Annotated in this window: 25 protein-coding genes and 1 tRNA gene; 10 read left to right on the top strand and 16 right to left on the bottom strand. The window is 62.4% G+C overall.

Features of this window, described 5'->3' with window-relative positions; genetic code table 11:
• From rsmA to lptF, 6 genes are read right to left on the bottom strand one after another with little or no spacing between them, the layout of a single operon-like run.
• Window positions 1–843 (bottom strand): 16S rRNA (adenine(1518)-N(6)/adenine(1519)-N(6))-dimethyltransferase RsmA, encoded by an 843-nt coding sequence (gene rsmA / locus K3758_RS09125; protein ID WP_259944155.1) that lies wholly within the window; start codon window positions 841–843, stop codon window positions 1–3.
• Window positions 840–1,814 carry a 4-hydroxythreonine-4-phosphate dehydrogenase PdxA gene (gene pdxA, locus K3758_RS09130; protein WP_259944158.1) on the bottom strand — a complete coding sequence of 325 codons (975 nt, stop codon included), beginning with the start codon at window positions 1,812–1,814 and terminating at the stop codon, window positions 840–842. The genes rsmA and pdxA overlap by 4 nt, the downstream gene beginning before the upstream one ends.
• Window positions 1,811–3,049, bottom strand: a complete 1,239-nt coding sequence (locus K3758_RS09135) for a peptidylprolyl isomerase (RefSeq protein ID WP_259944161.1) — start codon at window positions 3,047–3,049, stop codon at window positions 1,811–1,813. The genes pdxA and K3758_RS09135 overlap by 4 nt, the downstream gene beginning before the upstream one ends.
• A complete protein-coding gene (locus K3758_RS09140) occupies window positions 3,037–5,202 on the bottom strand; it encodes an LPS-assembly protein LptD (RefSeq protein ID WP_259944164.1) in 2,166 nt (721 codons plus the stop codon). Before K3758_RS09140 ends, K3758_RS09135 begins: the two co-directional genes overlap by 13 nt.
• A gap of 1 nt (window position 5,203) precedes the next feature.
• Window positions 5,204–6,301 (bottom strand): LPS export ABC transporter permease LptG, encoded by a 1,098-nt coding sequence (gene lptG / locus K3758_RS09145; RefSeq protein WP_259944165.1) that lies wholly within the window; start codon window positions 6,299–6,301, stop codon window positions 5,204–5,206.
• On the bottom strand, window positions 6,298–7,431 hold the full coding sequence (gene lptF, locus K3758_RS09150; RefSeq protein ID WP_259944167.1) for an LPS export ABC transporter permease LptF: 1,134 nt from the start codon (window positions 7,429–7,431) through the stop codon (window positions 6,298–6,300). The genes lptG and lptF overlap by 4 nt, the downstream gene beginning before the upstream one ends.
• A 131-nt stretch (window positions 7,432–7,562) precedes the next feature.
• Between lptF and K3758_RS09155 the strand changes: the two genes are divergently transcribed.
• Together K3758_RS09155 and K3758_RS09160 are read left to right on the top strand one after the other, a co-directional pair.
• Window positions 7,563–9,035, top strand: a complete 1,473-nt coding sequence (locus tag K3758_RS09155; RefSeq protein WP_259944169.1) for a leucyl aminopeptidase — start codon at window positions 7,563–7,565, stop codon at window positions 9,033–9,035.
• Window positions 9,036–9,042: 7 nt separating this feature from the next.
• Window positions 9,043–9,501: a DNA polymerase III subunit chi gene (locus K3758_RS09160; RefSeq protein WP_259944170.1), complete on the top strand. Its 459-nt coding sequence runs from the start codon at window positions 9,043–9,045 to the stop codon at window positions 9,499–9,501.
• Between the two features lie 51 nt (window positions 9,502–9,552).
• Here K3758_RS09160 and K3758_RS09165 read toward each other — a convergent pair whose 3' ends face one another.
• The 4 genes from K3758_RS09165 to K3758_RS09180 form a co-directional block, all read right to left on the bottom strand.
• Window positions 9,553–10,026 carry a hypothetical protein gene (locus K3758_RS09165; RefSeq protein ID WP_259944171.1) on the bottom strand — a complete coding sequence of 158 codons (474 nt, stop codon included), beginning with the start codon at window positions 10,024–10,026 and terminating at the stop codon, window positions 9,553–9,555.
• 149 nt (window positions 10,027–10,175) lie between these two features.
• On the bottom strand, window positions 10,176–10,757 hold the full coding sequence (locus tag K3758_RS09170; protein WP_259944172.1) for a TIGR02281 family clan AA aspartic protease: 582 nt from the start codon (window positions 10,755–10,757) through the stop codon (window positions 10,176–10,178).
• A 45-nt stretch (window positions 10,758–10,802) separates the two neighbouring features.
• A complete protein-coding gene (locus tag K3758_RS09175) occupies window positions 10,803–11,441 on the bottom strand; it encodes a MarC family protein (protein ID WP_259944174.1) in 639 nt (212 codons plus the stop codon).
• 91 nt (window positions 11,442–11,532) lie between these two features.
• Entirely contained in the window at window positions 11,533–13,398 is a 1,866-nt protein-coding gene (locus K3758_RS09180; protein WP_259944176.1) for an ABC-F family ATP-binding cassette domain-containing protein, read from the bottom strand.
• A 106-nt stretch (window positions 13,399–13,504) separates the two neighbouring features.
• Between K3758_RS09180 and ndk the strand changes: the two genes are divergently transcribed.
• Window positions 13,505–13,927 carry a nucleoside-diphosphate kinase gene (gene ndk, locus K3758_RS09185; RefSeq protein WP_067266630.1) on the top strand — a complete coding sequence of 141 codons (423 nt, stop codon included), beginning with the start codon at window positions 13,505–13,507 and terminating at the stop codon, window positions 13,925–13,927.
• 63 nt (window positions 13,928–13,990) lie between these two features.
• On the opposite strand, the gene K3758_RS09190 is transcribed toward ndk, so the two are convergent.
• Window positions 13,991–14,413 (bottom strand): DUF4112 domain-containing protein, encoded by a 423-nt coding sequence (locus K3758_RS09190; protein WP_259944185.1) that lies wholly within the window; start codon window positions 14,411–14,413, stop codon window positions 13,991–13,993.
• Window positions 14,414–14,776: 363 nt separating this feature from the next.
• Window positions 14,777–15,691 carry an MBL fold metallo-hydrolase gene (locus K3758_RS09195; protein WP_259944187.1) on the bottom strand — a complete coding sequence of 305 codons (915 nt, stop codon included), beginning with the start codon at window positions 15,689–15,691 and terminating at the stop codon, window positions 14,777–14,779.
• Window positions 15,692–15,735: 44 nt separating this feature from the next.
• Here K3758_RS09195 and K3758_RS09200 point away from each other — a divergent pair, with 44 nt between their 5' ends.
• Both K3758_RS09200 and K3758_RS09205 read left to right on the top strand, forming a co-directional pair.
• A complete protein-coding gene (locus K3758_RS09200; RefSeq protein WP_259944188.1) occupies window positions 15,736–17,058 on the top strand; it encodes an ATP-binding protein in 1,323 nt (440 codons plus the stop codon).
• A gap of 69 nt (window positions 17,059–17,127) precedes the next feature.
• Window positions 17,128–17,577 (top strand): DUF4442 domain-containing protein, encoded by a 450-nt coding sequence (locus tag K3758_RS09205; RefSeq protein ID WP_259944189.1) that lies wholly within the window; start codon window positions 17,128–17,130, stop codon window positions 17,575–17,577.
• A 26-nt stretch (window positions 17,578–17,603) separates the two neighbouring features.
• On the opposite strand, the gene K3758_RS09210 is transcribed toward K3758_RS09205, so the two are convergent.
• Window positions 17,604–17,680 (bottom strand) — tRNA-Ile (locus tag K3758_RS09210).
• Window positions 17,681–17,808: 128 nt separating this feature from the next.
• Between K3758_RS09210 and purM the strand changes: the two genes are divergently transcribed.
• The 3 genes from purM to rnd all read left to right on the top strand — a co-directional run bounded on the left by purM (window position 17,809) and on the right by rnd (window position 20,685).
• Window positions 17,809–18,855 carry a phosphoribosylformylglycinamidine cyclo-ligase gene (gene purM / locus K3758_RS09215; RefSeq protein ID WP_259944190.1) on the top strand — a complete coding sequence of 349 codons (1,047 nt, stop codon included), beginning with the start codon at window positions 17,809–17,811 and terminating at the stop codon, window positions 18,853–18,855.
• Window positions 18,852–19,448, top strand: a complete 597-nt coding sequence (purN, locus tag K3758_RS09220) for a phosphoribosylglycinamide formyltransferase (RefSeq protein WP_259944191.1) — start codon at window positions 18,852–18,854, stop codon at window positions 19,446–19,448. The genes purM and purN overlap by 4 nt, the downstream gene beginning before the upstream one ends.
• Before the next feature lie 79 nt (window positions 19,449–19,527).
• Window positions 19,528–20,685, top strand: coding sequence for a ribonuclease D (rnd, locus tag K3758_RS09225; RefSeq protein WP_259944192.1), 1,158 nt, complete (start codon window positions 19,528–19,530; stop codon window positions 20,683–20,685).
• A gap of 57 nt (window positions 20,686–20,742) precedes the next feature.
• Here rnd and K3758_RS09230 read toward each other — a convergent pair whose 3' ends face one another.
• Window positions 20,743–21,261 (bottom strand): hypothetical protein, encoded by a 519-nt coding sequence (locus K3758_RS09230; protein WP_259944193.1) that lies wholly within the window; start codon window positions 21,259–21,261, stop codon window positions 20,743–20,745.
• A gap of 126 nt (window positions 21,262–21,387) precedes the next feature.
• On the opposite strand from K3758_RS09230, the gene K3758_RS09235 reads away from it, so the two are divergent.
• Window positions 21,388–21,798, top strand: coding sequence for a SufE family protein (locus K3758_RS09235; protein WP_259944194.1), 411 nt, complete (start codon window positions 21,388–21,390; stop codon window positions 21,796–21,798).
• A gap of 4 nt (window positions 21,799–21,802) precedes the next feature.
• On the opposite strand, the gene K3758_RS09240 is transcribed toward K3758_RS09235, so the two are convergent.
• Together K3758_RS09240 and K3758_RS09245 are read right to left on the bottom strand one after the other, a co-directional pair.
• On the bottom strand, window positions 21,803–22,447 hold the full coding sequence (locus K3758_RS09240; protein WP_259944196.1) for a DUF1638 domain-containing protein: 645 nt from the start codon (window positions 22,445–22,447) through the stop codon (window positions 21,803–21,805).
• Window positions 22,448–22,497: 50 nt separating this feature from the next.
• Window positions 22,498–23,196 carry a B12-binding domain-containing protein gene (locus K3758_RS09245; protein ID WP_259944197.1) on the bottom strand — a complete coding sequence of 233 codons (699 nt, stop codon included), beginning with the start codon at window positions 23,194–23,196 and terminating at the stop codon, window positions 22,498–22,500.
• A 201-nt stretch (window positions 23,197–23,397) separates the two neighbouring features.
• On the opposite strand from K3758_RS09245, the gene K3758_RS09250 reads away from it, so the two are divergent.
• Window positions 23,398–24,474, top strand: a complete 1,077-nt coding sequence (locus tag K3758_RS09250; RefSeq protein WP_259944201.1) for a PA0069 family radical SAM protein — start codon at window positions 23,398–23,400, stop codon at window positions 24,472–24,474.
• Window positions 24,475–24,476 lie beyond the last annotated feature (2 nt).

Below are 24,476 nucleotides of genomic sequence, written 5' to 3' on the forward strand. Positions count from 1 at the left end.
TCACCCCTTGGCGATTTCACGGGCAAGGGCGCAGAAGCCCTCTAGCGGCACCTGCTCGGCCCGGTCGGTGGGTTTCAGCCCGGCGGCGTGAAGGCGATCTTCGATATCCGGCGCGGCGCACTTGAGGGCTGAGCGCAGCATCTTTCGACGTTGATTGAACGCCATCGCGACCACGCGGCTGAGCACGGCGGGATCAGCCGGATATCGCGGCTCGGGCAGGGCGGTCAGATGCACCACGCTCGACGATACCTTTGGCGGCGGCGTGAAAGCCCCCGGCGGCAATTGCATGACGATCCGCGCATCACTGCGCCATTGTGCCAGCACGGCCAGCCGCCCATAGGCTTTGGAGCCGGGCGTCGCGACGATCCGCTCGGCCACTTCGCGTTGGAACATCAGCGTCAGGCTTTGCCAAAACGGCGGCCACGCGGGCGGGGTGAGCCAGCGCACCAGCAACTCGGTCCCGACGTTATAGGGCAGGTTGGCGGCCACGCGGATCGGCGGGGTCAGATGGCTTAGCGGGTCGATCTCAAGCGCGTCGCCTTCGATCACGGTCAGGCGACCGGGGTAATGTTCCGCCACCTCGGCCAGCGCGGGCAGGCAGCGGCGGTCCTTCTCGATCGCCAGCACATGACGCGCGCCCTCGGCCAGCAGCCCACGGGTGAGGCCACCGGGGCCGGGGCCGATTTCCAGCACGTCGCAATCGGCCATATCCCCCGCTTGCCGCGCGATTTTGGCCGTGAGGTTCAGGTCCAGCAGGAAGTTCTGGCCGAGCGATTTCCGCGCGGCCAGTTCGTGTGTGTTGATCACCTCGCGCAGCGGCGGAAGGTTGTCGATTGCACTCATGTTTTCTGGCCCATCTGCCATGCCAATTTGATCGCTTCGATCATGCTGGTCGGGTTGGCGCGCCCTTGGCCCGCGATGTCAAAGGCGGTGCCGTGATCGGGGGAGGTGCGCACGAAAGGCAACCCCAGCGTCACATTCACCCCCCGGTCAAAGTCCAGCGTCTTGATCGGGATCAGCGCTTGGTCGTGATACATCGCCACCGCCGCGTCATAGCCTGCGCGGGCGCGGGCGTGGAACATCGTATCGGCGGGCAGCGGCCCGGCCAGCGCGTAGCCTTCGCCTTGCATTTCGATAATCAGCGGCGCGATCCAGTCGATCTCTTGCTGCCCCATGCTGCCGCCTTCGCCCGCGTGGGGGTTCAGCCCGGCCACAGCAATGCGCGGACGTTCTACGCCGAAACGGCTCTGCAATTCCTGCGCCGTGATCTCAATCGTGCGGCGCAGCCCCGCGGCTGTCAGCGCCTGCGGGACCTGATCCAGCGCGATGTGGATGGTGGCGGGCACGACGCGCAATTGGTCGGAGGCCAGCATCATCACCACGTCGTCGACACCAGCAAGTGCTGCGAGATATTCGGTATGGCCGGGGTAGGCGAAATTCGCGCCATCCTGCAGCGCCTTCTTGTGGATCGGCGCAGTGCAGATGGCGCAAGCGGCCCCCGTCTGCACCAGATCGACCGCGCGGGCGATCACGTCAATCACCCCCTGCGCATGGCCGGGCTGCGGCACCCCGGCGAGCGCGGCACTGTCAAAAGCGTGCGACAACACAGGCAGCGCATCGGCACTTGGCCCGCCCACATCATCCGCACTGTCGATCAAACGGTGCGGGACATCCGTGGGCAGGTGGCGCGGGTCGCCGATCCAGAACATCGGGATGTCAGACGAAAGCGCCGCCCAAGCACGGGCGGCGATCTCTGGGCCGATACCTGCGGGTTCACCGCAGGTGATGGCCACCGGCCGGGAGGGGCTGCTCATTGGCGGGTGATACGGGCTTCGGCGCGGGCCTGTTCCAACAGTTGCGTGGCGTAGCCCTCAAGCTTGCGCTGCCGGATTGAGCTTACCACCGCGTCGCGGTTCACATCGGCATTGGCCGCCGTGGTACGGTTGCACAGCATGAGGAACACCAAGGTCTCCCCGTTGGCACGGGTCAGCGCGGTCGAGACTTCGCCGGGGTCGAGTTTGGCCAGTTCGATGGCCACGTCCTGCGGGATCTCTGCTGGTGCCTTTGAGCCGCGGTCGAGCACATTGGCGGGCTGTCCCTTGGCAACGCCATAAAGGTCGTCGCATTGATCCACCTGACCGCGCAGTTGTGCCGCGCGCGACAGGGCGGCCTCGGACCGGCCACCGGGGATGTAATAGGCGGCGTAGTCAATCTCGGAATATTCAACGCTGGGCTTGCCAGTCTCTTCGATGCCGCGCAGCTGGAACAGGGCCACGGCATTGGGGATCGGCAGCGGGGCCGTCACCTCACCGGGGGCCAGCGCCAGCAGGATCGGGCGCAGGCTGGCGGGCAGATTTTCAAGCGGGGTCCAAGGCATCTTGCCGCCGCGCCCGCGTGAGGCGGTGGCGGAATATTGGCTCGCATAGGAGGAGAACTCAGCCTCAGTCCGGCTCTGCGCGATCCGCGCGGCCAGCGCATTCACCTGATCGGCGTTCTGCGGCGGGGCGGGGATGATGATCTCGGACAAAAGCACGCGCAGGCCATTGTTGCCCCGGCTGCTGCCAAGGGCGCGGTCGACCTCTTCGTCGGTGATGTCGACGCGGCCATTATAGCGCGCGCGGATCAGGTCACGCCACGCGGCGCTGATCACGATGAAGTCACGAAAGGTCTCTTCCGAGATCTGCGCCTGACCCAGAACCTTGAGAAATTCTTCGGTCGTCAGATCCGCGCGGCTGGCAAATTCGGACATGCCGGATTGAATGCCCTCTGGTGTGACTTCAAGCCCGGCTTGGTCAAGCACTTGCCCGCGCAGCCGGTCGTCGATCAGACTGTCGATCACGCTGTTGGTATCCGTTCCCGGTGCGCCGATCAGCTGCATGAAACGCTGCCGCTGCTGGACTTCGTAACCGGTGATGACCTCGTCGTTGACACGGGCCACGGGCGCAAAAAGGTTCTGCGCCGCTGCGGATTGGCCGACGACCAACGCGAGGGCGAGCGCCGCAGTGCCACGGATCCCGGCACGGACTGTCTGTTTCGTTACTTCCCACATGAGCGTACGTATCTTTCTGTTCCGGTGTTTGCGGCAAAGCCCCTGAGGCCGATGTTAAAACCGATATCCGTTGAGGGCTCAACACTTGTTGAGGATGAATAGCTGCGGTTAACGGAAAGGTCGACCTGCACGCATTCATTGTTGTAGCTCAGGCCAAGACCTGCCGTCGCGGCGCGTTCATCAGCGAGGTCGAACCGCCATTCGGCCGAAGCTTGCCATTGGCTGTTGATCGAATAGCTGCCGTCAAAGGTGATCTCTGACACATCTTCGTCGCGGTCCTCTGCGGCGTCTTCATGCAGCCAGACATAGCTGCCCGCGATCTGCCCGCGTTTGAAATCCCAGATGCCGCGCAGCTCGGCCTTAGCGACTTCGAAATCATCATCGATCAACCCGCGCCCAATGAGCGCCAAACCCTCGTTGCTGCGCAATTGCCCGGCCAGCAGGAAATCGGAATGGGTTCCCTGCAACCCCGAGCTAAAGGTGAAGGCATCATCGGCCTTGGCCCGGATGACCTGCCCAAAAGAAAAGCTGGTATCCAAACCGGTCGGATCAATCCGCGCCCAGTTCACACCGAAAGCCGCGACCGCGCCGCGTTCACGCCGGTCGGGGCGCGGAAAGCGGCTGAGCGACAGGAAGTTGCCCTCGTCATATTCGACCAGCGTGCTTTCCTCATTCGGGATGTTGAGCCGGTCACCCCCGGTCCAACCGAATTGCACAATCGGTTCGAACTGTTGCACCACACCGCGCGCCTCGCGGCGCTGCATGGGGTAGCGAAATGCAACAGAGGCATGCGGCACGAGGTCATAGTGCCGCTCACTGTAAAAGGCATCCTGCGCGATGTTGAACAGACCAAAGCTCGCCCCGGCCCGGAGATCGGTGACCAGACCGTTGCCAAAGGTAAAGCGCCGCAGCCATTCAGCCTCGCCATTGAGCCGCGATACATCGCGCCCGTCGGCTTCGCCATCGCCGTCGCCATCGGTGCTGAGATCAGAGGCCCGGCGGTGGCTATGGGCCTCAAGCGTCAGACGAATTTCGCCGCCAAGTGACGTGGGGAAATAGCGCCGCTGGTGTTCGCCGTCCAAGACCAGATTGGGCAACAGATCATTGTCTTCGCCATCGCGCAGCGATTGGTAGTTCAGCAGGCTTGCGCGCACATATTGATCGCGCCGCGCGCGGCTGACGGTCAACTCGCTGGTCAGACGGTCTTTGTCGGAATAGCCGTAGTCACTGAGGTAGGACCGGTCGCTGGTGACCTCGATCCCGAAGTAAAGCTTGTAGTCCCGCCGCAGATCGAAGGTGCCGGTGCCAAACAGGTAGCCACGGGTCTCACCCGGCTCCAATTCGTCATCGGTGATCGCGCCGTCAAATTCGATCCGGCCAGAGACGAAAGCCTGACGGTAGCGGAATTCAAGCGTGCGGGTTTCGGCGGAAAGATAGGGCGTCAGCGTCAGATCGCGGTGATCGCCAATCTTGATGAAATAAGGCAGTTTCAGCCCCACGCCCAATTGCGAGGTTGAGCGGACTGACGGGGCGAGAAAGCCGGTCGCGCGGTCCAGTGTCGGATCGGGCAGGCGCAGGCGCGGCAGATAGGCGACGGGCACATTCTTTATGCGAAACTGCGCTTCGTCAAAGTAAAGCTGCTGCGCCAGTTGGTCATGCACCACCCGTTTGGCGCGGATCTGCCAAAGCGGCGTTTCGCCATCTTCGCAAACTTTACAGGATGTTACGGCGGCTTTGTAAAGTTGGCTGTAGCGCCCTTCGACCCGGTTGATCTGCACGGCAGCGAGCTGCAATTGCTGCTCAAGGATCATCCGCGCACCGCGCAGCAGCCCCGATTGCAGCCCCGCGTCAAGCGACGCCGCATCGGCGAGGATCGTGGTATTCTCGCCCTCCGACAGCACAATCGGCCCTTCGATGCTGAGCGCGCCGGTGGCCTGATCATAGCGGATCGCCGTGGCGCGCAGCCGCGTCTCACCTTGGAAGGCTTCGACATTTCCCTGCGCAACCAAGACCTTGTCACGGGTAATGAACACCTGATCGGCCACCAGAACGGCGGGGCGGTCGCTGGCCGGGGCGGTCTGGGCACTGACCGTCAGCGGCGCGAAAGTCAGGGGCGCAAAAGTAAGGGCAAGTCCAACAAGGGCCGCGCGCATGTCAGCCATCCTCCGCGTGCAAAAGCAGGCCTAACGCCAGAAAAATCGCGGCCACGGGCGGTGCCCAAGCGGCGAGTGTCACGGGGATCTGGCCGTTTTCGCCAAGGATCTGTGCGAAACTGCGAATGAAATACAAACCGAACCCCAGCAAAATCGAAGCCAGCACAGCAACGCCGGTCCCCCCAAAGCGGGTATGGCGCATGGTGAATGCGCTCGCAACCAGAACCATGGCGACCAGAAAGAAGGGCCGCGCCAGTTCGGCCTGCAACCAGACCTCATGCTGGCGGGTGCTGAAACCCGCCTGTTCCAACTGGCGGATGAACTCTGGCAACTCGTAGATAGACACGGCAGCGACACGGCCAATGCTCTCGCGGATGCGCTCAACGGTCAGGGATGAGGGGATGGTCAGGGTCTCATACTCTTCAGAGGCGCCTTCGGCGTTCACCCCGGCCTCCAGCGGCCAAATCTTGGCGCCGGTCAATTCCCAGTCGCCACCGCTCAGCTGCGCGCTTTCGGCTTCGATCCGGCGGATCGGACCTTTCTCGGCGTCATAGCTGATGATCGTCACATTATAGAGAACGGAGGCATCGCTATTGGTGCGCCACGCGCGAATGACCGATTGGCCTTCTTCCGTGCCCTGACGCAGCCAAAGCCCCTCGTCGCTCACCGACAAGGCCGAGCGACCGTTGGAGCGGTATTTCTGGGTCAGTTGCTCGGCCCGTTCACTGGTCGCCGCGACAATGGGGTTGAGAAAGGCCACCGCCAGCGTGCCGATGATTAGGGCCACCACGACCGGTGCCACCAACGCGCGCAGGGCAGAGCGGCCTGCGGCACGGGTCACCACCAACTCCGAGGACCGCGCAAGACCGATGAACAGCGCCACCGTGGCAAGGATCATGATCAGCGGCAGGATCATATTGATGGTCTGCGGCATATGCAGCAGCGTCATACCCAAGACCTGATCCCAGCCCACATCATCATCGGCAAAGCGCCGGGCCTGATCCACACCATCGACCAGCATCACCAAGGCGGCCAGCACCCCGGTGATGACGAGAAAGCTTATGAAAAAGCGTCGGGCGAAGTAGAGATGGAGGATCATGCGGCCGCCCCTTTGCCACGTAGCCGCCGCCTTATCCAGCGCGGATGTGCCGCCTGCCAAAGCATTGCCAGCGTCAGCACGGCCCCGATGAGCGAGGGCAGGTAGGCCAGCGGCCAGAGGGCCGCGGTCTCACGGATTTGCACCACCATCGTGCCCCGCAGCCCGTCAATGGCGATGAGCAGGCCAAAGGCGATCACCGCCTCGCGCCAGACGCCAAAACGGGAAAAGCCGCCAAGGATCAAAGTGGCAAAACCGATCATCGCCGCGACGAGGCAAAACAGCGGTTGCGCAAAACGGCCATGCAGCTCTTCGGCGACGACGCCCGCTGTGGTGTCGGTTTGTGCCGCAACCCCGGCCCAATTCCAAAGCAGATCGGGCGTCACCATGGCGCTGACCGATGGGTCGATCGCATCGCCACTGCTCACCAAGGGAGAAATATCAAAGGAAAAGTCGCGGAATTTGGCCGTGGCCAAACGGTTGCGTTCGGTGTCCAGCCGCTGCGCCATACCGCTGAGCATGATCAGCGTCGTGCTGTCGCCATTGCGCGCCAGATAGGCTTCGGCGGCGGTATAGATCACCCCCTCATCGGCCTTGCGCCGATCCGACAGAAAAACATCACGCAGCACACCGTCGTTGTCGATGGCCCGAGTGTAGAAGGTCACATCGTCGGAAGGGTGCAGAAAAGTCCCCTCTGTCAGCAGTCGCGCGGTGAGATTGCGCGAGATCTCGGCCTCGCGCTGTTTCAACTGACCCTGCGCCATGGGCACCAGAAAATGGCTGAGCACCGTCATCATCACCGCCACACACAGCCCGAAGACAAAGACAGGCCAAGCCAGCCGCCAAGGGCCCGAGCCTGCGGCCTGCAGCACGGTCAACTCAGATTCGCCCGACATGCGGTTGGTCACATAGACCGAAGCGGCAAAGGTCGCGATGGGCAGGACGGTGACGATAAGCTTGGGCAGGCCAAGGGCCGTGAACTCCAAAAACACCAGTGCAGATTGGCCATCGCCGATCAAACGGTCGAATAGGACCACCGCGCGGTTGATCCAGAACAGCGCCACCAGCACTAGAGCAAAAAAGCCGAACATAACCAGAAGTTGCGACAGCATGTAGCGGTCAATTCTTGCCACTCTGATCCCCCGAGATGCTCTGACGGCCTTTGCGCAGATCTTAAAGCAATTCGCGGGGCGGGAAAACTGCTATCTGGCCATGCGCGGCGCGTCGCGATAGGTCTGGGGCAAAATCAACCATGAGGCACGCCATGACCGATCTGACCCCCATCACTTTCGCCGAGACCGACATCGACCGTATCGCGGGGCATTCCGGTCGGGTCGCGGTGTTTCTTGAACCCGAGGGGCGGCTTGATGCCGGGGCGCGGCGGGTCAATCGGCTGACCAAAGGCGCCTTGCAGCGGCTGGTGGAAAGCGAGCGTTTCGCGGCGCTGAAGCCCGGTGACATGCTCAGCATGGGCTATCCCGCTGGCATGGCAGCTGAGGCGGTGGATGTGGTCCACATGCCGCGCCGCGCCGAAGTGATGACCGCGCGCAAAGCCGGGGCCGCGCTGGCCAAGCGCCGGGGCGACAGTGATCTTTTGTTGCTTACCGCCGCGACCCGCCGGGTGGCGGATGTGGCCTTTGGTTTGGCGATGCGGGACTATGGGTTTGAAGATCACAAATCCGCCCCCAAGCCGCGTAAAGGCAGTGTTGAGGTGATGTGCTCCAAACCCGAGGAAACTCGCGAGGCCGCGGCGCCGTTGATGGCGGTGGCCGAGGGCGCTTTCATGACGCGCGATCTGACCAACGCGCCTGCCAACATCCTGACCACAACCAATTTTGCCGAACGTCTGGCGGAAATGGAGAGCTTGGGCCTTAAAATTGAAGTGCTGGATGAGGAAGAGCTCGCAAACCTTGGTATGCGCACGCTTTTGTCTGTGGGGCAGGGGTCTGACAGCCCGTCCAAAGTCGTCGTGATGCGGTGGGAAGGCGGTGCAGATGATGCGGCCCCGCTGGCGCTGGTCGGCAAGGGCGTCGTCTTTGACACCGGCGGCATCAGCCTCAAACCCGGCGCGGGCATGGAAGACATGACCATGGACATGGGCGGCGCGGGCGTTGTTTCGGGCGTGATGCGGACGCTGGCGCTGCGCAAGGCCAAGGCGAATGTTGTCGGACTGGTGGGCATTGTCGAGAATATGCCTTCGGGCAATGCGACCCGTCCGGGCGATGTGATCACAACCATGAAAGGCGACACGGTGGAGGTCATCAACACCGACGCCGAGGGGCGTTTGGTGCTTTGCGATGTGATGTGGTACGCGCAAGACCGCTTCAAACCTGCCGCGATGATCGATCTGGCGACGCTGACGGGTGCGGTAATTATCGGGCTGGGTCACGAAAACGCTGGCGTTTTCTCGAACGACGACGGGCTGTGCAACGATTTCCTGAAGGCCGCCGAGAGTGAAGGCGAGGGCGCATGGCGCCTGCCGCTGGGTCAAGGCTATGACGATCAGTTGAAAAGCCGGATCGCCGATATGAAAAACATCGGCGGGCGTCCGGCGGGGTCGATCACGGCGGCACAATTCCTCAAGCGTTTCGTTAAGGATGAGACACCTTGGATTCACCTCGACATCGCTGGGGTCGCCTCGCTGAAATCCGAGAGCACATTGGCCCCCGTGGGCGCGACGGGCTGGGGCGTGGCGGCGCTGAACCGTCTGGTCGCCGACCGTTTCGAGAAGGGCTGAGCCGGATATGGGGGCGGCTTACTTCTACCACCTGACCCAGCGACCTCTGGTCGAGACGCTGACGATGCTGCTGGAAAAGTCGCTCGCCAACGGGTGGCGCGTGGCCCTGCGCGGGACCGATCAGGCGGGGCTGCAAGCGCTCGACCGGGCGCTGTGGACCTATTCGGACGACAGTTTTCTGCCCCATGGCATGGCGGGCGGGCCGCAGGATGCAGAGCAACCGGTGTTGCTGACCTTGGAGGATGGCACGCCCAATCGCGCGGACTGTTTGATGGCGGTGCATGGTGCCAATGTCACCGCCGAAGAGATCGCGTCGCTGCAACGGGTCTGCGTGCTGTTTGACGGGCATGATCCCGTGGCGCTGGATCAAGCACGCGGCCTGTGGAAGCGGCTGAAATCCGAAGGCGCATCTGCGCAATATTGGTCTGAGGAAAGTGGTCGCTGGGAAAAGAAGGCCGAGACCTAAAGCCCAGCGGAGCAGGGGCAGGGCCGCAAGGCCACCGCCCCTGACTGCTGGTCAGGCCGCTTTGTCGAGGGCGGGTTTCGCGGCAGCCGTGGCTTTGCTTGCGCTGGCCTCTGGCACATCCGGTTCGACCTTGCTGACGTATGATTTGGCAGCTTCGACCGCGCTGTTGTTCACCGGTGCGATCGTATCCAGCAAGGCGCGGGTGCGCTGGCTGTCGACGCTGCGCTGTGCAGCCGCACGGGCAAAGGCTTCGTTATCCGCGGTCGTGGCCTTTGGGGCCGTCTCGGTCGGCTTTGCCTGAGCCTCCGCCTGTACCGCTTCGCTCTTGGCAGGGGCTTGCACGGACTGAGGTTTGGACGCTTCTTGGGCTGCCGCGCTGTTTTGCGTGGTCTGACCATTGCTGGCCGTCTGGGTTTCGGCCTGCTGGGCGTCGTTTTGGTTTTCCTCGGTAGCCTGAGCGGGCTCAGACGCCGGGGGTTTGCTTTGTTGATAGGAGGAAGACCCCCCTAGGATACTCGTTAGCATAAAAGCATGTTCTCCAAAATTAGATACAGTTGTGCCCTGCAGGTATCCGAGCAAAAGGGCGAAAAACCGGCTAATTAACGGCAAATGCGGCGTCATTTTGCGGCGAATTTCATTCTTTTTGCACAATGCGCGGGCAGCTAATGCCAGATTCACCGGCTCAAGCGCAGCTCACCGCCGCTGATCTCGATCCGGCCCCAGCGTTGCAGGTATCCCATCCCCAAAAGCGATTGGGACATGACCCCGTCATTCACCACCGCGGGAACATTGCGGTCAACCGCCTCGCCCACCACGACCTCGTCCAGCCGCACGAAAGCGGTGCGCGTCTCGCCATTGGCGGTGCCCGCGCGGCCAAGGTAATCAAGCCCCTCGGGGTCAATGCCAATCCGCGCCGCGTCGGATTTGGTCAACACGATGTCAGACGCGCCAGTATCGACGACGAAACGCACCGGAGCGCCGTTGATCTGGGCCGTCAGGTAGTAATGCCCATCGCGCCCGCGCGGCAGGACGATCTCACCCTCTTGGTTGACGGAGAGCTGTTGGCGGGCGGTGTCGCGGGTGATGTCTTGCCACAGGCCGACCCCGGCCGCCGCGCCGGTAAAGATCAGCCCCCAGACCGCCGCCTGTTGCAGCGTCTTGTTCATATTGGGCCGGCTTTGCAAAAAGAACCAGCCCGCCAGCATCGCCAGCAAAACGATGAGGTAGATCAGATGTGCTGTATCGATTTCGGCCATGAATGCGCCCCCTTACACCTCATATAGGAAGGGGCCGGGCAAATGTCAGCCGGGCGTGGGGCCGGGGCCAAAGCCAAAGGCCGCCAGCCCGTCGAGCACGAATTGAACCGAGAGGGCCGCCAGCAACATGCCCAGCAGACGGGTGATGATGTTGATGCCGGTCTTGCCCATCGCCCGCTCTAGCGCGCCACTGACCTGCATCGTCAACGCCATGACCACCAGCGTCAGCGCGGTGATCACGATGATGGTCAGCAGCCCTTCGCCGCCCGGTTTCTCACCCGTCAGCAGGATCACCGAGGCGATGGAGCCGGGGCCAGCAATCAGAGGAATGGCCATAGGGAAAACCGACGGATCGTCGTGGTCATCCTCATCCGCGCGGTCTTCGCGGCGTTTGGTGCGGCGGTCGAACAGCATGTCGAGCGCGGTGATGAACAAAAGGATACCACCCGCCACGCGAAAAGCGGGCATCGAAATGCCGATAAAGCTCAGCACCGCCTCGCCAAAGGCGGCAAAGATCAACAGCACCAACCCGGCCACGCCTACCGCGCGCCATGCGATCTTGCGCCGCTCTGCGTTACTCATCCCGCGGGTAAGCGCGAGGAAGACCGGCGCGATGGCGATGGGGTCGATCACCACGAACATCGTGACGAGGGCGGTGATCATATAGGCGGTGTCGAGGGTCATGGGACTTCCTTGGCGCGGGGCTTCTTGCCAGAATGCACGAGGGCCGCCCTTTAGGCGACCCCTGCGATGTGATAAAGTGAACGCTTCCGGGTCAGGCCGTGGCCTTCTCCAGCTTTTCCTGTGCGCCCATCCAAAGCGATTCCGCGCGGTCCAGCGCCTCCATCACCTCGGCGTATTTCTTGTTCCAGACTTCAAGCTCACCGGTTTTGGCGTCCTCGTAAAGCGCGGGATCGGCGAGTTTCTTGGCGAGCTTGTCGCGCATCTCGTTGATTTTTTCCATGCGTGCTTCGGCCTTGCGGACTTCGCTGCGCAGGGCCAGCACCTCATCGCGGCTGGCGCGTTTGGGTTTGGGGGCTTCTTTGGGCTGTTTCGATGGGTTCTTGCTGACAGGCTTTTCGGGTGTCAGCAGCATCTTGCGATAGGCTTCGAGGTCTTCCTCATAGGGTTTGACCGTGCCGTTCGACACGAGCCAAAGCCGGTCGGCCACCAGCGACAATAGGTGCATGTCGTGGCTGACAAGGATCACCGCGCCTGAGTAGCGCGTCAGCGCCTCGACCAGCGCCTCGCGGCTTTCGATGTCGAGGTGGTTGGTCGGCTCATCGAGGATCAGCAGATGCGGGGCGTGCAGCGTGGCCAGCAGCAGCGAAAGCCGCGCCTTCTGCCCGCCTGACAGGCGGCCCACCTCGGTTTCGGCCTGTTCCGGACCAAGACCAAAGCCCGCCAATTGTGCGCGCAGTTTCGATTGCATCACACCGGGGCGGGCGGCGATCATATGTTGCAGCGGCGTCTCTTCGACGATCAGCTCGTCCACTTGGTGCTGGGCAAAGAATCCTACCCGCAGCTTGGAGGAGTTGACCTGCCGCCCGGCCATCAGCGGCAGCCGGTCCGACAAAAGCTTGGCCAGCGTCGATTTGCCCTGACCGTTCTTGCCCAGAAGGGCGATCCGGTCGTCTTGGTCGATGCGCAGGTTCAGGCGCGTGAGCACCGGGTTGTCGTCGCTGTAGCCCACCGCGCCATTCTCGATGTTGATGATCGGCGGCGAGAGTTCCTCGGGCTCGGGGAAGGTGAAGACCTTGCGCGCCACGTCCTCGGGCGCGGTGATCATGTCCATCTTCTCGATCATCTTGAGACGCGATTGCGCCTGTTTGGCCTTGCTTGCCTTGGCCTTGAAACGGTCCACGAAGGCCTGCATGTGATCGCGCCGGGCCTGTTGCTTCTTGGCCATCGCCGCCTGCAGCGCGCGTTTCTCGGCGCGCTGGCGGGCGAATTGGTCGTAGGGGCCTTGGTAATAGGTCAGCTTGCGGTCTTCGAGGTGCAGGATGCCGCCCACGGCACGGTTTAGCAGGCCGCGGTCGTGGCTGATGATCAGCACGGTGTGGGGGTATTTCGCCAGATAGCTTTCCAGCCATAACGCGCCTTCGAGGTCGAGGTAGTTGGTCGGCTCATCCAAGAGCAGCAGGTCGGGCTGGGCAAAAAGCACCGCCGCCAGCGCCACGCGCATCCGCCAACCGCCCGAAAAGGCAGAGCAGGGCATCTGTTGTTCTTCGTCGTCAAAGCCCAGACCCTTGAGGATCGACGCGGCGCGGCCTTCGGCAGACCAAGCGTCGATATCTGCTAGACGAGTCTGGATGTCGGCGATGCGGGTCGGGTCTTCGGCGGTTTCGGACTCTAGCATCAGCCGGGCACGCTCCACATCGGCAGCCAGCACCGTGTCGATCAGCGTGGTCTCGGAGGACGGCACTTCCTGCGCCACGCCGCCGATCTTGGCGCGGGACGGCAGAGAGATGTCGCCACTGTCGAGCGACAGCTCGCCACGGATGATCTTGAACAGCGTGGTCTTGCCCGCGCCATTGCGCCCGACGATGCCCACCTTGTGGCCCTCGGGGATCACGGCGGAGGCTTCCTCAAACAGTGGGCGGCCTTCGACGGAGTAGTTGATTTCTGAAATGCGTAACATGCACGCCGTTTGGAGCAAGCCGGGCCGAAGGTCAATCACGGCTTTTCATGTGTCAGACCCCATGCTAGGGAGCGCGCAAATCAACACCCGCTATGGAGTACAGCCAATGGCCCTCGAACGCACTTTCTCGATCATCAAGCCCGACGCAACCCGCCGCAACCTGACCGGCGCCATCGTCAAGAAATTCGAAGACGCTGGCCTGCGCGTTGTCGCACAAAAGCGCATCCACCTGACAAAGGCGCAGGCGGGCGAGTTCTATAAGGTGCACGCTGAGCGTCCCTTCTACGACGAACTGTGCGAGTTCATGGCCTCCGCGCCGATCGTTGCTCAGGTTCTCGAAGGTGAAAACGCCATCGCGAAAAACCGCGAAGTCATGGGCGCCACCAACCCTGCGGACGCCGCCGAAGGCACCATCCGCGCAGAATTCGCTGAAAGCGTTGGCGAAAACTCCGTTCACGGTTCCGACGCGCCGGAAACCGCAGCGGTTGAGATCGCCTACTTCTTCTCCGGTCTGGAACTGGTCGGCTAAGCCACCATTCTTCGGAAAACGAACGAAAGGGTCGCCTTCGGGCGGCCCTTTTGCATTTGGGGATCAATTATTGAGCGTGGGGTGATGCGAAGACATGCGCCCTTCAACGTTGCCCGTGGTCGGCGCTTTGGCGGCTTGGTCCTTCAGGTGACGTTCCAGCAGATCGACGTTGCGCAGTTTCGACTTCCAACCGATGTCAAAAAGATCACCCACCAGCGGGACCGAACCGATAACGTAATCGATCCCGGTGTTTACCAACATCTTTGCCAGCATCCCCTTTGGTGCGCCCATCCGGTGCGATTCTTTAAGGATATAGGCGGAAGGAAGCAGGGCGAGCGTATCGCCCACCACGGGCACGAAACCCAAGATCGAATCCCATCCCATGCGCACACCGACAATCGGCAATTTGAAGGCGCTGTCCATGCTGACCGCCAGACGGCGCAGACGGGCGAGGTCGGCTTCGTGAGAGGGGGCGTGGGGTTCCATATCTGTCCTTGCGTGTTGCTCTAGGCTGCAAACGCGCGGTCAGGCTGCAAAGTTCCCCAAAGCACCGGCCCCATCCGGCGCGACACGGGGCCTGCTCAAAGGCTGGCGTAATCGGTAATCAATGGTGTGGGACGCTGCGGTGGCTGGGCCGAGCTGCCCTTGGGCGTCTGCTCAGGCTTCGGTTTTTGCGGTTGCGGCGTTCTGTCAAGTCGGGCCATCGGGTAGCTCCTTTGCTGCTCGCTGGGGTTTGATGTCTCTCACCCTCGCAACCAGCTTGAGCGCGGTTCAGGTCCATAAAGGGGCCGAATTGCGCCCAGATTGGGGCATTTGTTGCGATTTTGCGACGCAATCCGCGGTTTTCGCCTATGAGGTGAGGGCGAAATGCGCCTCTGCCTGCAAGACGCTCTGCGGGGCAACGCGGCCCCGGCCTGTCAGATCGACCAAATGCGCCAGCACGTTTCGCGTGGCAGCCCCCAAAAGCGCGGCGGGGGTCTCGGTATAGATCACGCGGGCGAGGTCCTCAGCCGTGGCGGGCCCGGCGGTCAGCGCCTTAAGGATCGACGCCTCTCGCGCGCGGCGGTGCGCCACCAACCAGTCGAGCCGCGCATTGGGATCAAGGACCGGCGCGCCGTGGCCGGGGTAGAACACCCGCCACTGACGGGCTGCCAGCTTTTCGCAAGAGGTCATGAAATCGGTCAGATCCCCATCAGGTGGCGAGACCAGCGAGGTGGCCCAGCCCATGACGTGATCCGCCGTGAGACAGGCATCCCCCCAAGCGAGGCAGAGGTGATTGCCGATATGACCCGGCGTGTGCAGCACCTCCAGCGCCCAGCCATCCCCCTCCAGCATGTCGCCGTCAGCCAAAAGGTGATCAGGGTAAAACCCGTGATCAACACCTTCACCGCCGCCGATCAGCCCCGCCTCGGCCAATCCCTGCATTACTGGGGACCGGCCCGCCGTGGCGTCGCCAAAAGCCCAGACCTCGGCCCCGGTGCGCGCGGCCAAGGGACGGGCGAGGGGGGAATGGTCGAGATGCGTATGGGTCACAATGATATGGCTGATCCGCTGGCCCGGCTGGAGCGCGGCGAGGATCGCCTCAAGATGCGCGGGGCTGTCGGGCCCGGGGTCGATCACGGCCACCTCGGACTGGCCCAGAAGATAGGTATTTGTGCCGCGATAGGTCATTGGCGAGGGGTTGGGCGCCACGATACGGCGCAGCCCGGGCTCCAAGGTTTCGGCAAGGCCAATCTCGGGGTCGAAGTTGTCGGGCGGCAGCATGGTTTCACCTTTCGCTGGGGCAGGGGGCTGGCTAAGGTCTAGCCATGAATTTTGCCTGGCTCAAACGATATGTGCCGCGCGGCATCTACGGACGCGCCGCGTTGATCCTGCTGTTACCGGTGGTGTTTTTGCAGTTGGTCGTTGTGGTGATCTTTGCCCAGCGACATTTCGAAGGCGTCACCGGACAGATGACCGACACGGTCCTGCGCGAGTTGGAACTGGTGATGCTGGCGGTCGGCACCGCACCCGATGCCCAATCGGTGCCCATGGCGGTAGAGGCGCGGGCGGGGCCGCTTGATTTCGTGGTGACCCGCGCCAATCGTCCGTTGCCGGATGAAGACAGCATGCTGTGGTACGATTATTCGGGGCGGGTGCTGATCCCCCGGCTGCGCAGCAAGATGGACGGTATCGAGGCGGTGGACCTCAGCGACGACGATTTTGTCGTGCTCTATATCGAGAGTGTGCATGGCCCGTTGCGCATCCAGTTTGAACGGCGGCGGATCTCGGCCTCCAACCCGCACCAGCTTTTCGTTTATACGGTGTTTTTCGGGGTGCTTTTGAGCGTTATCGCGTCGATCTATCTGCGCAATCAATTGCGCCCGATCAAACGCTTAGCCCGTGCAGCCGAAGCCTTTGGCCGTGGGCGGCATGAGCCCTATACCCCCACTGGCGCTGTCGAAGTGCGCGCGGCGGGCAACGCCTTTGTCGACATGCGCGCACGGATCGAACGACAGATCGAGCAGCGCACGCTGATGCTCTCAGGGGTAAGCCACGATCTTCGCACCCCGCTGACCCGGATGCGCCTTGGCCTGTCAATGATCGACGAAGAAGATGCGGCCCCGCTGCTGGCCGATGTAGATGACATGCAGCGCATGCTGGATGAGTTTCTTAATTTCGCCAAAGGTGCCGCCGAGGGAGAGCCGGAGAAGGTGGCGCCGCACAGTTTCATCAGCGCCATTGTCGAAGACACGCAGCGCACCGGGCGCAAGGTCACGCTGTTGCCGCCCGAGGGCGCGGGCGAGGGGATCGTGAAGCTGCGCAAGGTGGCAATGCGCCGGGCGGTGGATAACCTGATCTCCAACGCCGTGCGCTATGGCTCGCAGGCCGAAGTCTCAGTCATGCTGAGCGACCGCACCCTGCGTATCCGGGTCGAAGACGACGGCCCCGGCATCCCGGAAGAGCGGCGCGACGAGGCAACGCGGCCGTTCTCGCGGCTTGATCCTGCGCGCAATCAAGACAAGGGCGGCGGCGTTGGGCTGGGCCTCGCCATCGCCTCCGACATTGCGCGCGCCCATGGCGGGGTGCTGCGGCTGGGGGAATCGGCGCGGCTTGGTGGGCTGCGTGCAGATATTGTCATCGCGCGGTGACCCCGCGGCAGGATTGTGCCCCGCGCGCGGCTTTGCCACAGTGAGCCGACCCTAGAACGGAGCGCAGCCATGACCCCCTACGACATGATCAAAGCCCATCTCGACACCGCCGTGCCTTTTGCCGCCCATGTCGGGGTGAAACTGCTCAAGATCGACGACGGCACCGCCAGCGCCGAACTGGTGCAGCGGCATGAGACCTCCAACCACATCGGCACGCAGCACGCAGGCGCGATGTTCACCTTGGGCGAAGCGGCCTCGGGTGCTGCCATGGCCGGGGCAATTGCGCCGGTGATAATGGACATGCGCCCCGTCGCGGCCATGGGGCAGATCACCTTTAAAAAGATCGCCGAGGGCACACTGACCGCCCATGCCGAAACCTCGCGCCCCGGTGCCGAGCTGCTGACCGCGTTGCAAGAGGACGGAAAAGTCGCCTTTGACGTGGCGGTCGACATCCAGAATGAGGCGGGTGAGACGGTCGTAGAGATGCAGGTGAACTGGCATGTCAGCGCCAAACGCTGAGGTTTGGGCGCACGGCGGGGGCGGTATGGTAGGCCCGGCAGGACTTGAACCCGCAACCAAAGCGTTATGAGCGCTCTGCTCTAACCAATTGAGCTACAGGCCCGCCATGGGCGTTTGGGTATGACGCCGCAGCCCGAGCGTCAAGACATTAGCTGCACCAAATGATTGCAGTGACCCGCACAATACTCTAACTCCGCGCGCAAGGGAAAATGCGCGCCGGGGGCCATGACCATGACAAAATCCGACAACGGAATCACCTATGCCGAAGCAGGCGTGGATATTGACGCAGGCAACGCGCTTGTAGAGCGGATCAAGCCAGCGGCGAAATCCACCGCGCGGCCCGGCGTTATGTCTGGCCTTGGCGGCTTTGGCGCGCTGTTCGATCTTAAAGGTGCAGGGTTCACCGACCCGGTGCTGGTTGCGGCGACGGATGGTGTGGGCACCAAGCTGCGCATCGCCATTGATACCGGCAATGTCGACAGCATCGGCATCGATCTGGTTGCCATGTGCGTCAACGATCTGGTTTGCCAAGGTGCCGAGCCGCTTTTCTTCCTCGACTATTTCGCGACCGGCAAACTGGAACTCGACAGTGCCGCCCGGATCATCGAAGGCATCGCCAAGGGCTGCGCCGATTCCGGTTGCGCCCTGATCGGGGGCGAGACCGCTGAAATGCCGGGCATGTATCACGCGGGCGATTTTGACCTCGCCGGTTTTTCTGTCGGCGCGATGGAGCGCGGGACGGAACTGCCGCGCGATGTGAAAGAGGGCGACGTGCTCTTGGGCCTGCCCAGCGACGGGGTGCATTCCAACGGCTATAGCCTTGTGCGCAGAATCGTTGAGCGCAGCGGTCTGGGCTGGGGCGACGATTGCCCATGGGGCGAAGGTGATCTGGGCAGTGCGCTGCTGACGCCGACCAAGCTTTACGTCAAGGGCGCCGTTGCGGCCCTGCGCGCCGATGCCGTGTCGGCACTGGCTCATATCACGGGCGGTGGCCTGACTGAAAACCTGCCGCGCGTGTTGCCCGTGGGGCTGGCGGCTGAGATTGACCTGAACGCATGGGACTTGCCGCCGGTCTTCAAATGGCTGACCGCCGAAGGGGGCATGGCCGAGGCCGAGATGCTAAAGACCTTCAACGCTGGGATTGGCATGGTTGCCGTCGTCTCTGCCGATAAGGTCGAGGCTGCGAAGGCCGCCTTTGTCGAGGATGGCCACGCCGCCATCGAAATCGGGCGTATCACGACAGGCAATGGCGTCACCTATTCCGGCGCTCTGCTTTGACCAAGCGGGTTGCGATCTTCGTCTCGGGCGGTGGCTCCAACATGCGGGCGTTGGTCGAGGATATGACCGGCGACCATGCAGGCCGCCCCTGTCTAGTGCTGTCCAACAACGCGGATGCGGGCGGAATCGCTTGGGCGCAGGGGCAGGGGATCGCGACGGAAGTGGTCGATCACCGCCCCTTCGGCAAGGATCGCCCGGCCTTTGAGGCGGCGCTCAGCGCCGCGCTTGAGGCCCATGCGCCAGACATCATCTGCCTTGCCGGCTTTATGCGCAAATTGACCGAAGGGTTTACCGATGCTTGGGCCGGGCGGATGATCAACATCCACCCCTCGCTACTGCCAAAATACCGCGGGCTGCACACCCATGCCCGCGCGCTTGAGGCGGGTGATACCGAACATGGCTGCACCGTGCATGAAGTCACTGCCGCTTTGGATGATGGCCCCATCCTTGGCCAGGCGCGCATTCCGGTTCTGCCGGGCGACACGGCAGAGACCTTGGCCCAGCGGGTGCTGGTGCAAGAACATCGCCTTTACCCCGCCGTGCTGCGCCGTTTCGCCGCGGGTGAGCGGGAGCCGGTCATGCTGACGGGCTGACGCTGGTCAAAGCTTTCCTTGTGATGTACCTCTTTGACAAAGCCCGATGACCGGGCGTGCAACTTGTCAAAGAGCATTTATGAAAACCATCACCACGACCGCCGACCTCGCGCAATTCTGTGAAGAAGCTGCGCGCCATGATTACGTGACCGTCGACACGGAATTCCTGCGTGAGCGGACCTATTACTCCAAGCTCTGCCTCGTCCAACTTGCCATGCCCGGCACCGACGACAGCAACGCCGTGCTGGTCGATCCATTGGCCGACGGCATCTCGCTTGAGCCGCTTTACGAGCTGTTCCGCGATACATCGGTGGTCAAAGTGTTCCACGCGGCACGACAGGATCTTGAGATCTTCTACGTCGACGCCAAGGTCTTTCCCGAACCGCTGTTCGACACGCAGGTGGCCGCGATGGTCTGCGGCTTTGGCGAACAGGTGGGCTATGAGACCTTGGTCCGCAAGATCGCGCATGAGTCGCTGGACAAGACCTCGCGCTTTACCGATTGGTCCCGCCGTCCGTTGACCGACGCACAGAAGACCTATGCGCTGGCCGACGTGACCCACCTGCGGCAGATTTACGAGTTTCTGGCGCGCAAGCTTGAACAGACCGGCCGCGCCCGTTGGGTGGCCGAGGAGCTTGAGACACTGCTCAGCCCCGATACCTATGTGACCCAGCCGCAGGATGCGTGGAAGCGGGTCAAGACCCGGACCAATTCGCCGAAGTTTCTGGCGATCGTCCGCGAATTGGCCGCCTTTCGTGAGGATTACGCCCGTACCCGCAATATCCCGCGCAACCGCGTGTTCAAGGATGACGCGCTGGTCGAATTGGCGAGCCTTAAGCCCTCTAACGGCGAAGAGCTGAACCGCGCCCGTCTGCTGCTGCGCGAGGCCCGCAAAGGGGAAATCGCCGAGGGCATTTTGAAAGCCGTGGCCGCAGGCGTGGCTTGCAAAGCCGCCGACATGCCGCAACCCGACCGCAAGCGCGACAAGCTGCAGGTGAACCCGGCGCTGGCCGATCTGCTGCGGGTTTTGCTCAAGGCCAAGACCGAAAGCGCAGGCGTCGCGGCCAAGCTCATCGCCTCGGCCAGTGATCTGGATATGCTGTCGGCGGGAGAGCGCGACGTGCAGGCCCTGCGCGGCTGGCGGCATGAGGTCTTTGGCGCCGATGCGCTGCTGCTCTGCGAGGGCAAGATTGCTTTGGCCGCCGATGGGACGGATGTGAAAGCAGTCAAAGTCTGAACTGAAAAGAGCCGCCCGATTAGGGCGGCTCTTTCTTATGGTGCGTGGCTTGGCCGCTTAGCGGCGAGAGACCAGCGCATTCATCTGCCCTTCGACGCGAATCTCGCGCACCCCGGCCAGCATTTGATCTGTCAGACGACGGCCCGCGATGACCTCACGGGTGGGGCGGCTGCCTTGCGGTGTCGCCTTGTCGGGGCGTACCCCTTCCAAACGGTAAGTCAGAACACCGTCGACAGGCGTCTCATCAATCGTCGCTGGGGTTAGCTGCACCGCATAAATGCCCTGCCGCGCGGCAAGGCCCGTGGCGCGTAGGATCGCACCGCCCGGGACCGGCTCGATCGTCAGGTCGGTGATCTGCTCGAAAGGGCGCCCCTCATAGGTGTCGGCCTCAACCGCGCGCCGGGCGAACAGCCCGCTACGCTGTGGAATCAACGGGTTGTTGCTCTCTTCCGGGGTGGACGGGGCCGAACGCGCGGGGCCGAACCAATTCAGCGGGTTGATGCGGCTGTCACGGACCGTGCCGCAGGCGGATACCAAAAGGGTCGAGGCCAAAAGAGCGAGGAGTGTCTTGCGCATGGGATCCGCCGTTAAGTTAACTTGTCTTGTGCTACCCCATCACGCCAGCCATGGGAAGGGGGTGGACCTTTGCGCATCGGCATCCTACCTGTCAGGCAATGGAATTCACCCAAAGAGAGTGCACAGATGGCCACGCCTGCCTTTGAAGAACTGGTCGAGGATTTCGAGTTTCTGGACGATTGGGAAGACCGCTATCGCCATGTGATCGACCTTGGCAAAGCGATGGACCCGCTGCCCGAGCCACTGCGCGTGCCGGCGACCAAGGTCGACGGCTGCGCCTCTCAGGTCTGGCTCCATGCACAGTTTGACGACGGCAAGCTGCATTTTGACGGCGCGAGCGACGCGATGATCGTCTCGGGGCTGATCGCGGTTTTGCGTATGCTGTTCAACGGCTTGGCGCCTGCTGAAGTTGGCAAAGTCGACGCAAAAGCGGAGTTGGGGCGGCTGGGGTTGAACGACCACCTTTCGGCGCAACGCTCCAACGGGCTGCGGGCGATGATTGAGCGCATCCGCGAAACGGCTGCACAAGAAGCGTGAAGGTTTACAGGTCGCGCAGAGCGGTCTGTAGATCTCCATAGCCCGTAAATCGACGTTCGAACGTAAGGCCGAGCCGCGCGGCGCAATCTCGCGCCTTTTGGGTCAGCGCCGGGTCATCGGTCTGCGCCTGATAGACGAGTTTTTCGTAATTGCCGAAATACATATCGCGCAGCTCTGGATGCCGGTCGAGGCCCATGGGCTTGATGATGAACGCCTCAAACTGCCGCACCAGAAAATCGGTGAGGTAGAAGGTGGTGATCTCATCTTCCGAGGCTTTGGCGAAGCTCTCGTTGCCCTGGAAAAAGCTGTAGCAATGTGGCCCTGCGACCATCTGCACCCCCATCTCTTCGCAGGCCCGCTCCAGCCCGCCGCCCGTCCCGCAATCGGCGTAGACGACAAAGAAATCGTCATAGTCTGCGCGGTGTTTGGCGACCGTGTCGCGCACCGCTTGGGTGATCTTTTCCGGGTAGAGGTGATATTTCGCGGGCAGGCAGGTGAGATCCAAATGGGTCCAGCCGTTCGCGGCCTTCAGATCCAGTATCTCACGGGCCAGCGCGCCACAGGCGATCAGCAAAATGCGGCCCGCGCGGGTGGGCGCGAGCCCCTCTTGGGTGAGGGTCCGATCATCTGGAAGGTTGCTGTCGCTCATGGCGTCACCATCACATGTCACCGGCGCCAACGCAAAGCGGGGACGGCAGCTCAGGCGTTGGCGGAGTTGTGTTTCCGGCCCATCCAGTCTTTGGCCGTTTCCACTGCCACGGCAGCATCGCGGCAATAGGCGTCAGCCCCGATGGCCTTGCCAAACTCTTCGTTCAGCGGCGCGCCACCGACCAACACGATATAGTCATCGCGCTTGCCCTGTTCGATCAACGTATCGATCACGACTTTCATATACGGCATGGTCGTTGTGAGCAGGGCGGACATGCCAAGGATGTCGGCCTGTTCAGCCTCAAGCGCTTCGAGGTAGGCTTCGACCGCATTGTTGATCCCAAGGTCTACAACCTCGAAACCCGCGCCTTCCATCATCATGCCGACGAGGTTTTTGCCGATGTCGTGAATGTCGCCTTTGACGGTGCCGATCACCATCTTGCCCACACGCGGCGCGCCGGTTTCGGCGAGCAGCGGCTTGAGGATGGCCATGCCGCCCTTCATCGCATTAGCGGCCAGCAGCACTTCGGGCACAAAGAGGATACCGTCGCGGAAATCCGCGCCTACGATGGTCATGCCGCCGACAAGCGCTTTGGTCAGAACTTCGTAGGGTTCCCAACCGCGGTCGAGCAGGATTTGCACCCCTTCTTCGATCTCTTCCTTAAGACCGTCATAGAGGTCATCGAACATCTGCTGGACCAGTTCTTCGTCGTCCAACTCGGCCAGGATGATATCGTCTTCTTCTGACATGGTGTTTCCTTCTGCTGGGCGTGCAGGTGCATGACACTTGGGCCCTTGTCTCACGGAATGTTAGCGCCGGGGTCGCGGTTTGCGACATCGGCCGCGCCATGCGCGACGCCTTGGGGGCAAACTACTGCTTTTTGCGGTGTAAGGACAAGGGTTTGCGCAAGTTTACTTGCTGATGTTCGCGCAATGTTCTAACCTTCTTTCATGGATAGGGAAGACCAGCGATTCCGCGTGCTTGGCCGCGCGGCAGGCAGCAATGATGCAGGCCGGTTTGAGCGTCACGCCCACGTGGCCGAAGATGACGGTTGGGCGCGGGAAGAGGTGCTTCCGGTGCTGCGAACCAGCACAAGCATCGAAGTGCCGCGCAAGGTTATCACCTACAACCGTTCGCCGGATCTGCCTTTTGATCGGTCGATCAACCCGTATCGCGGCTGCGAGCATGGCTGCGTCTATTGTTTTGCGCGGCCCAGCCACGCTTACCTTGGCTTGTCGCCGGGGTTGGATTTTGAAACGCAGTTGATCGCCCGGCCCGAAGCCCCGGAGGTGTTGGCGCGGGAGTTGCGCGCGAAACGCTACGAGGTCGCGCCCATCGCCATCGGCACCAACACCGACCCGTATCAGCCGATCGAAAAAACCCATGGCATCATGCGTGACTGTCTTGAGGTGCTGTCTGAATTCAATCACCCAGTGGCAATTGTCACCAAGGGCAGTCTGATTGAGCGCGACATCGACATTTTGAGCAATATGGCCGGGCGTGGATTGGCGGCGGTGGGGATTTCGGTGACCACGCTCGATACCCGCCTCAGTCGATTGATGGAACCGCGCGCGCCAGCGCCGCAGCGGCGGTTGCAGGTGATCCGGAAGCTGTCAGAGGCCGGAATTCCGGTGCGGATCATGGCATCACCCATGATCCCGGCGCTGACCGACCCGGAGTTGGAGGCGATCCTTGCCGCCGGACGCGATGCCGGGGCGCGGCACGCCAGTTGGATCATGCTCCGCCTGCCGCGTGAGGTGTCGCCGCTGGTGCAAGAATGGCTCGCCACCCATTACCCCGACCGTGCTGAGCGGATCATGGCGCGGCTGCGCGATATGCATGGTGGGAAGGAATACGATGCAGGATGGCACAAGAGAATGCGGGGCGAGGGGCCCTATGCGGAGATGGTAGCGCAGCGTTTTGATCTGGCGGTCAAACGTTTGGGGCTGACCCGCGCGGGCGTGCCGCTGCGCTGCGATTTGTTTCGACCGCCCTCCGAAAAGGGCGATCAATTGAGCTTGTTCTGAAG

The organism is Sulfitobacter sp. W002 (assembly GCF_025142135.1).
GTDB classification, from domain to species: Bacteria; Pseudomonadota; Alphaproteobacteria; order Rhodobacterales; family Rhodobacteraceae; genus Sulfitobacter; species Sulfitobacter profundi.

What these genes read in the sequence shown, in the direction of transcription:
- rsmA (WP_259944155.1), bottom strand. Translation starts at nt 843, where the DNA reads ATGAGTGCAATCGACAACCTTCCGCCGCTGCGCGAGGTGATCAACACA.
- pdxA (WP_259944158.1), bottom strand. Translation starts at nt 1,814, where the DNA reads ATGAGCAGCCCCTCCCGGCCGGTGGCCATCACCTGCGGTGAACCCGCA.
- K3758_RS09135 (WP_259944161.1), bottom strand. Translation starts at nt 3,049, where the DNA reads ATGTGGGAAGTAACGAAACAGACAGTCCGTGCCGGGATCCGTGGCACT.
- K3758_RS09140 (WP_259944164.1), bottom strand. Translation starts at nt 5,202, where the DNA reads ATGCGCGCGGCCCTTGTTGGACTTGCCCTTACTTTTGCGCCCCTGACT.
- lptG (WP_259944165.1), bottom strand. Translation starts at nt 6,301, where the DNA reads ATGATCCTCCATCTCTACTTCGCCCGACGCTTTTTCATAAGCTTTCTC.
- K3758_RS09155 (WP_259944169.1), top strand. Translation starts at nt 7,563, where the DNA reads ATGACCGATCTGACCCCCATCACTTTCGCCGAGACCGACATCGACCGT.
- K3758_RS09160 (WP_259944170.1), top strand. Translation starts at nt 9,043, where the DNA reads ATGGGGGCGGCTTACTTCTACCACCTGACCCAGCGACCTCTGGTCGAG.
- K3758_RS09165 (WP_259944171.1), bottom strand. Translation starts at nt 10,026, where the DNA reads ATGCTAACGAGTATCCTAGGGGGGTCTTCCTCCTATCAACAAAGCAAA.
- K3758_RS09170 (WP_259944172.1), bottom strand. Translation starts at nt 10,757, where the DNA reads ATGGCCGAAATCGATACAGCACATCTGATCTACCTCATCGTTTTGCTG.
- K3758_RS09175 (WP_259944174.1), bottom strand. Translation starts at nt 11,441, where the DNA reads ATGACCCTCGACACCGCCTATATGATCACCGCCCTCGTCACGATGTTC.
- K3758_RS09180 (WP_259944176.1), bottom strand. Translation starts at nt 13,398, where the DNA reads ATGTTACGCATTTCAGAAATCAACTACTCCGTCGAAGGCCGCCCACTG.
- ndk (WP_067266630.1), top strand. Translation starts at nt 13,505, where the DNA reads ATGGCCCTCGAACGCACTTTCTCGATCATCAAGCCCGACGCAACCCGC.
- K3758_RS09190 (WP_259944185.1), bottom strand. Translation starts at nt 14,413, where the DNA reads ATGGAACCCCACGCCCCCTCTCACGAAGCCGACCTCGCCCGTCTGCGC.
- K3758_RS09195 (WP_259944187.1), bottom strand. Translation starts at nt 15,691, where the DNA reads ATGCTGCCGCCCGACAACTTCGACCCCGAGATTGGCCTTGCCGAAACC.
- K3758_RS09200 (WP_259944188.1), top strand. Translation starts at nt 15,736, where the DNA reads ATGAATTTTGCCTGGCTCAAACGATATGTGCCGCGCGGCATCTACGGA.
- K3758_RS09205 (WP_259944189.1), top strand. Translation starts at nt 17,128, where the DNA reads ATGACCCCCTACGACATGATCAAAGCCCATCTCGACACCGCCGTGCCT.
- purM (WP_259944190.1), top strand. Translation starts at nt 17,809, where the DNA reads ATGACAAAATCCGACAACGGAATCACCTATGCCGAAGCAGGCGTGGAT.
- rnd (WP_259944192.1), top strand. Translation starts at nt 19,528, where the DNA reads ATGAAAACCATCACCACGACCGCCGACCTCGCGCAATTCTGTGAAGAA.
- K3758_RS09230 (WP_259944193.1), bottom strand. Translation starts at nt 21,261, where the DNA reads ATGCGCAAGACACTCCTCGCTCTTTTGGCCTCGACCCTTTTGGTATCC.
- K3758_RS09235 (WP_259944194.1), top strand. Translation starts at nt 21,388, where the DNA reads ATGGCCACGCCTGCCTTTGAAGAACTGGTCGAGGATTTCGAGTTTCTG.
- K3758_RS09240 (WP_259944196.1), bottom strand. Translation starts at nt 22,447, where the DNA reads ATGAGCGACAGCAACCTTCCAGATGATCGGACCCTCACCCAAGAGGGG.
- K3758_RS09245 (WP_259944197.1), bottom strand. Translation starts at nt 23,196, where the DNA reads ATGTCAGAAGAAGACGATATCATCCTGGCCGAGTTGGACGACGAAGAA.
- K3758_RS09250 (WP_259944201.1), top strand. Translation starts at nt 23,398, where the DNA reads ATGGATAGGGAAGACCAGCGATTCCGCGTGCTTGGCCGCGCGGCAGGC.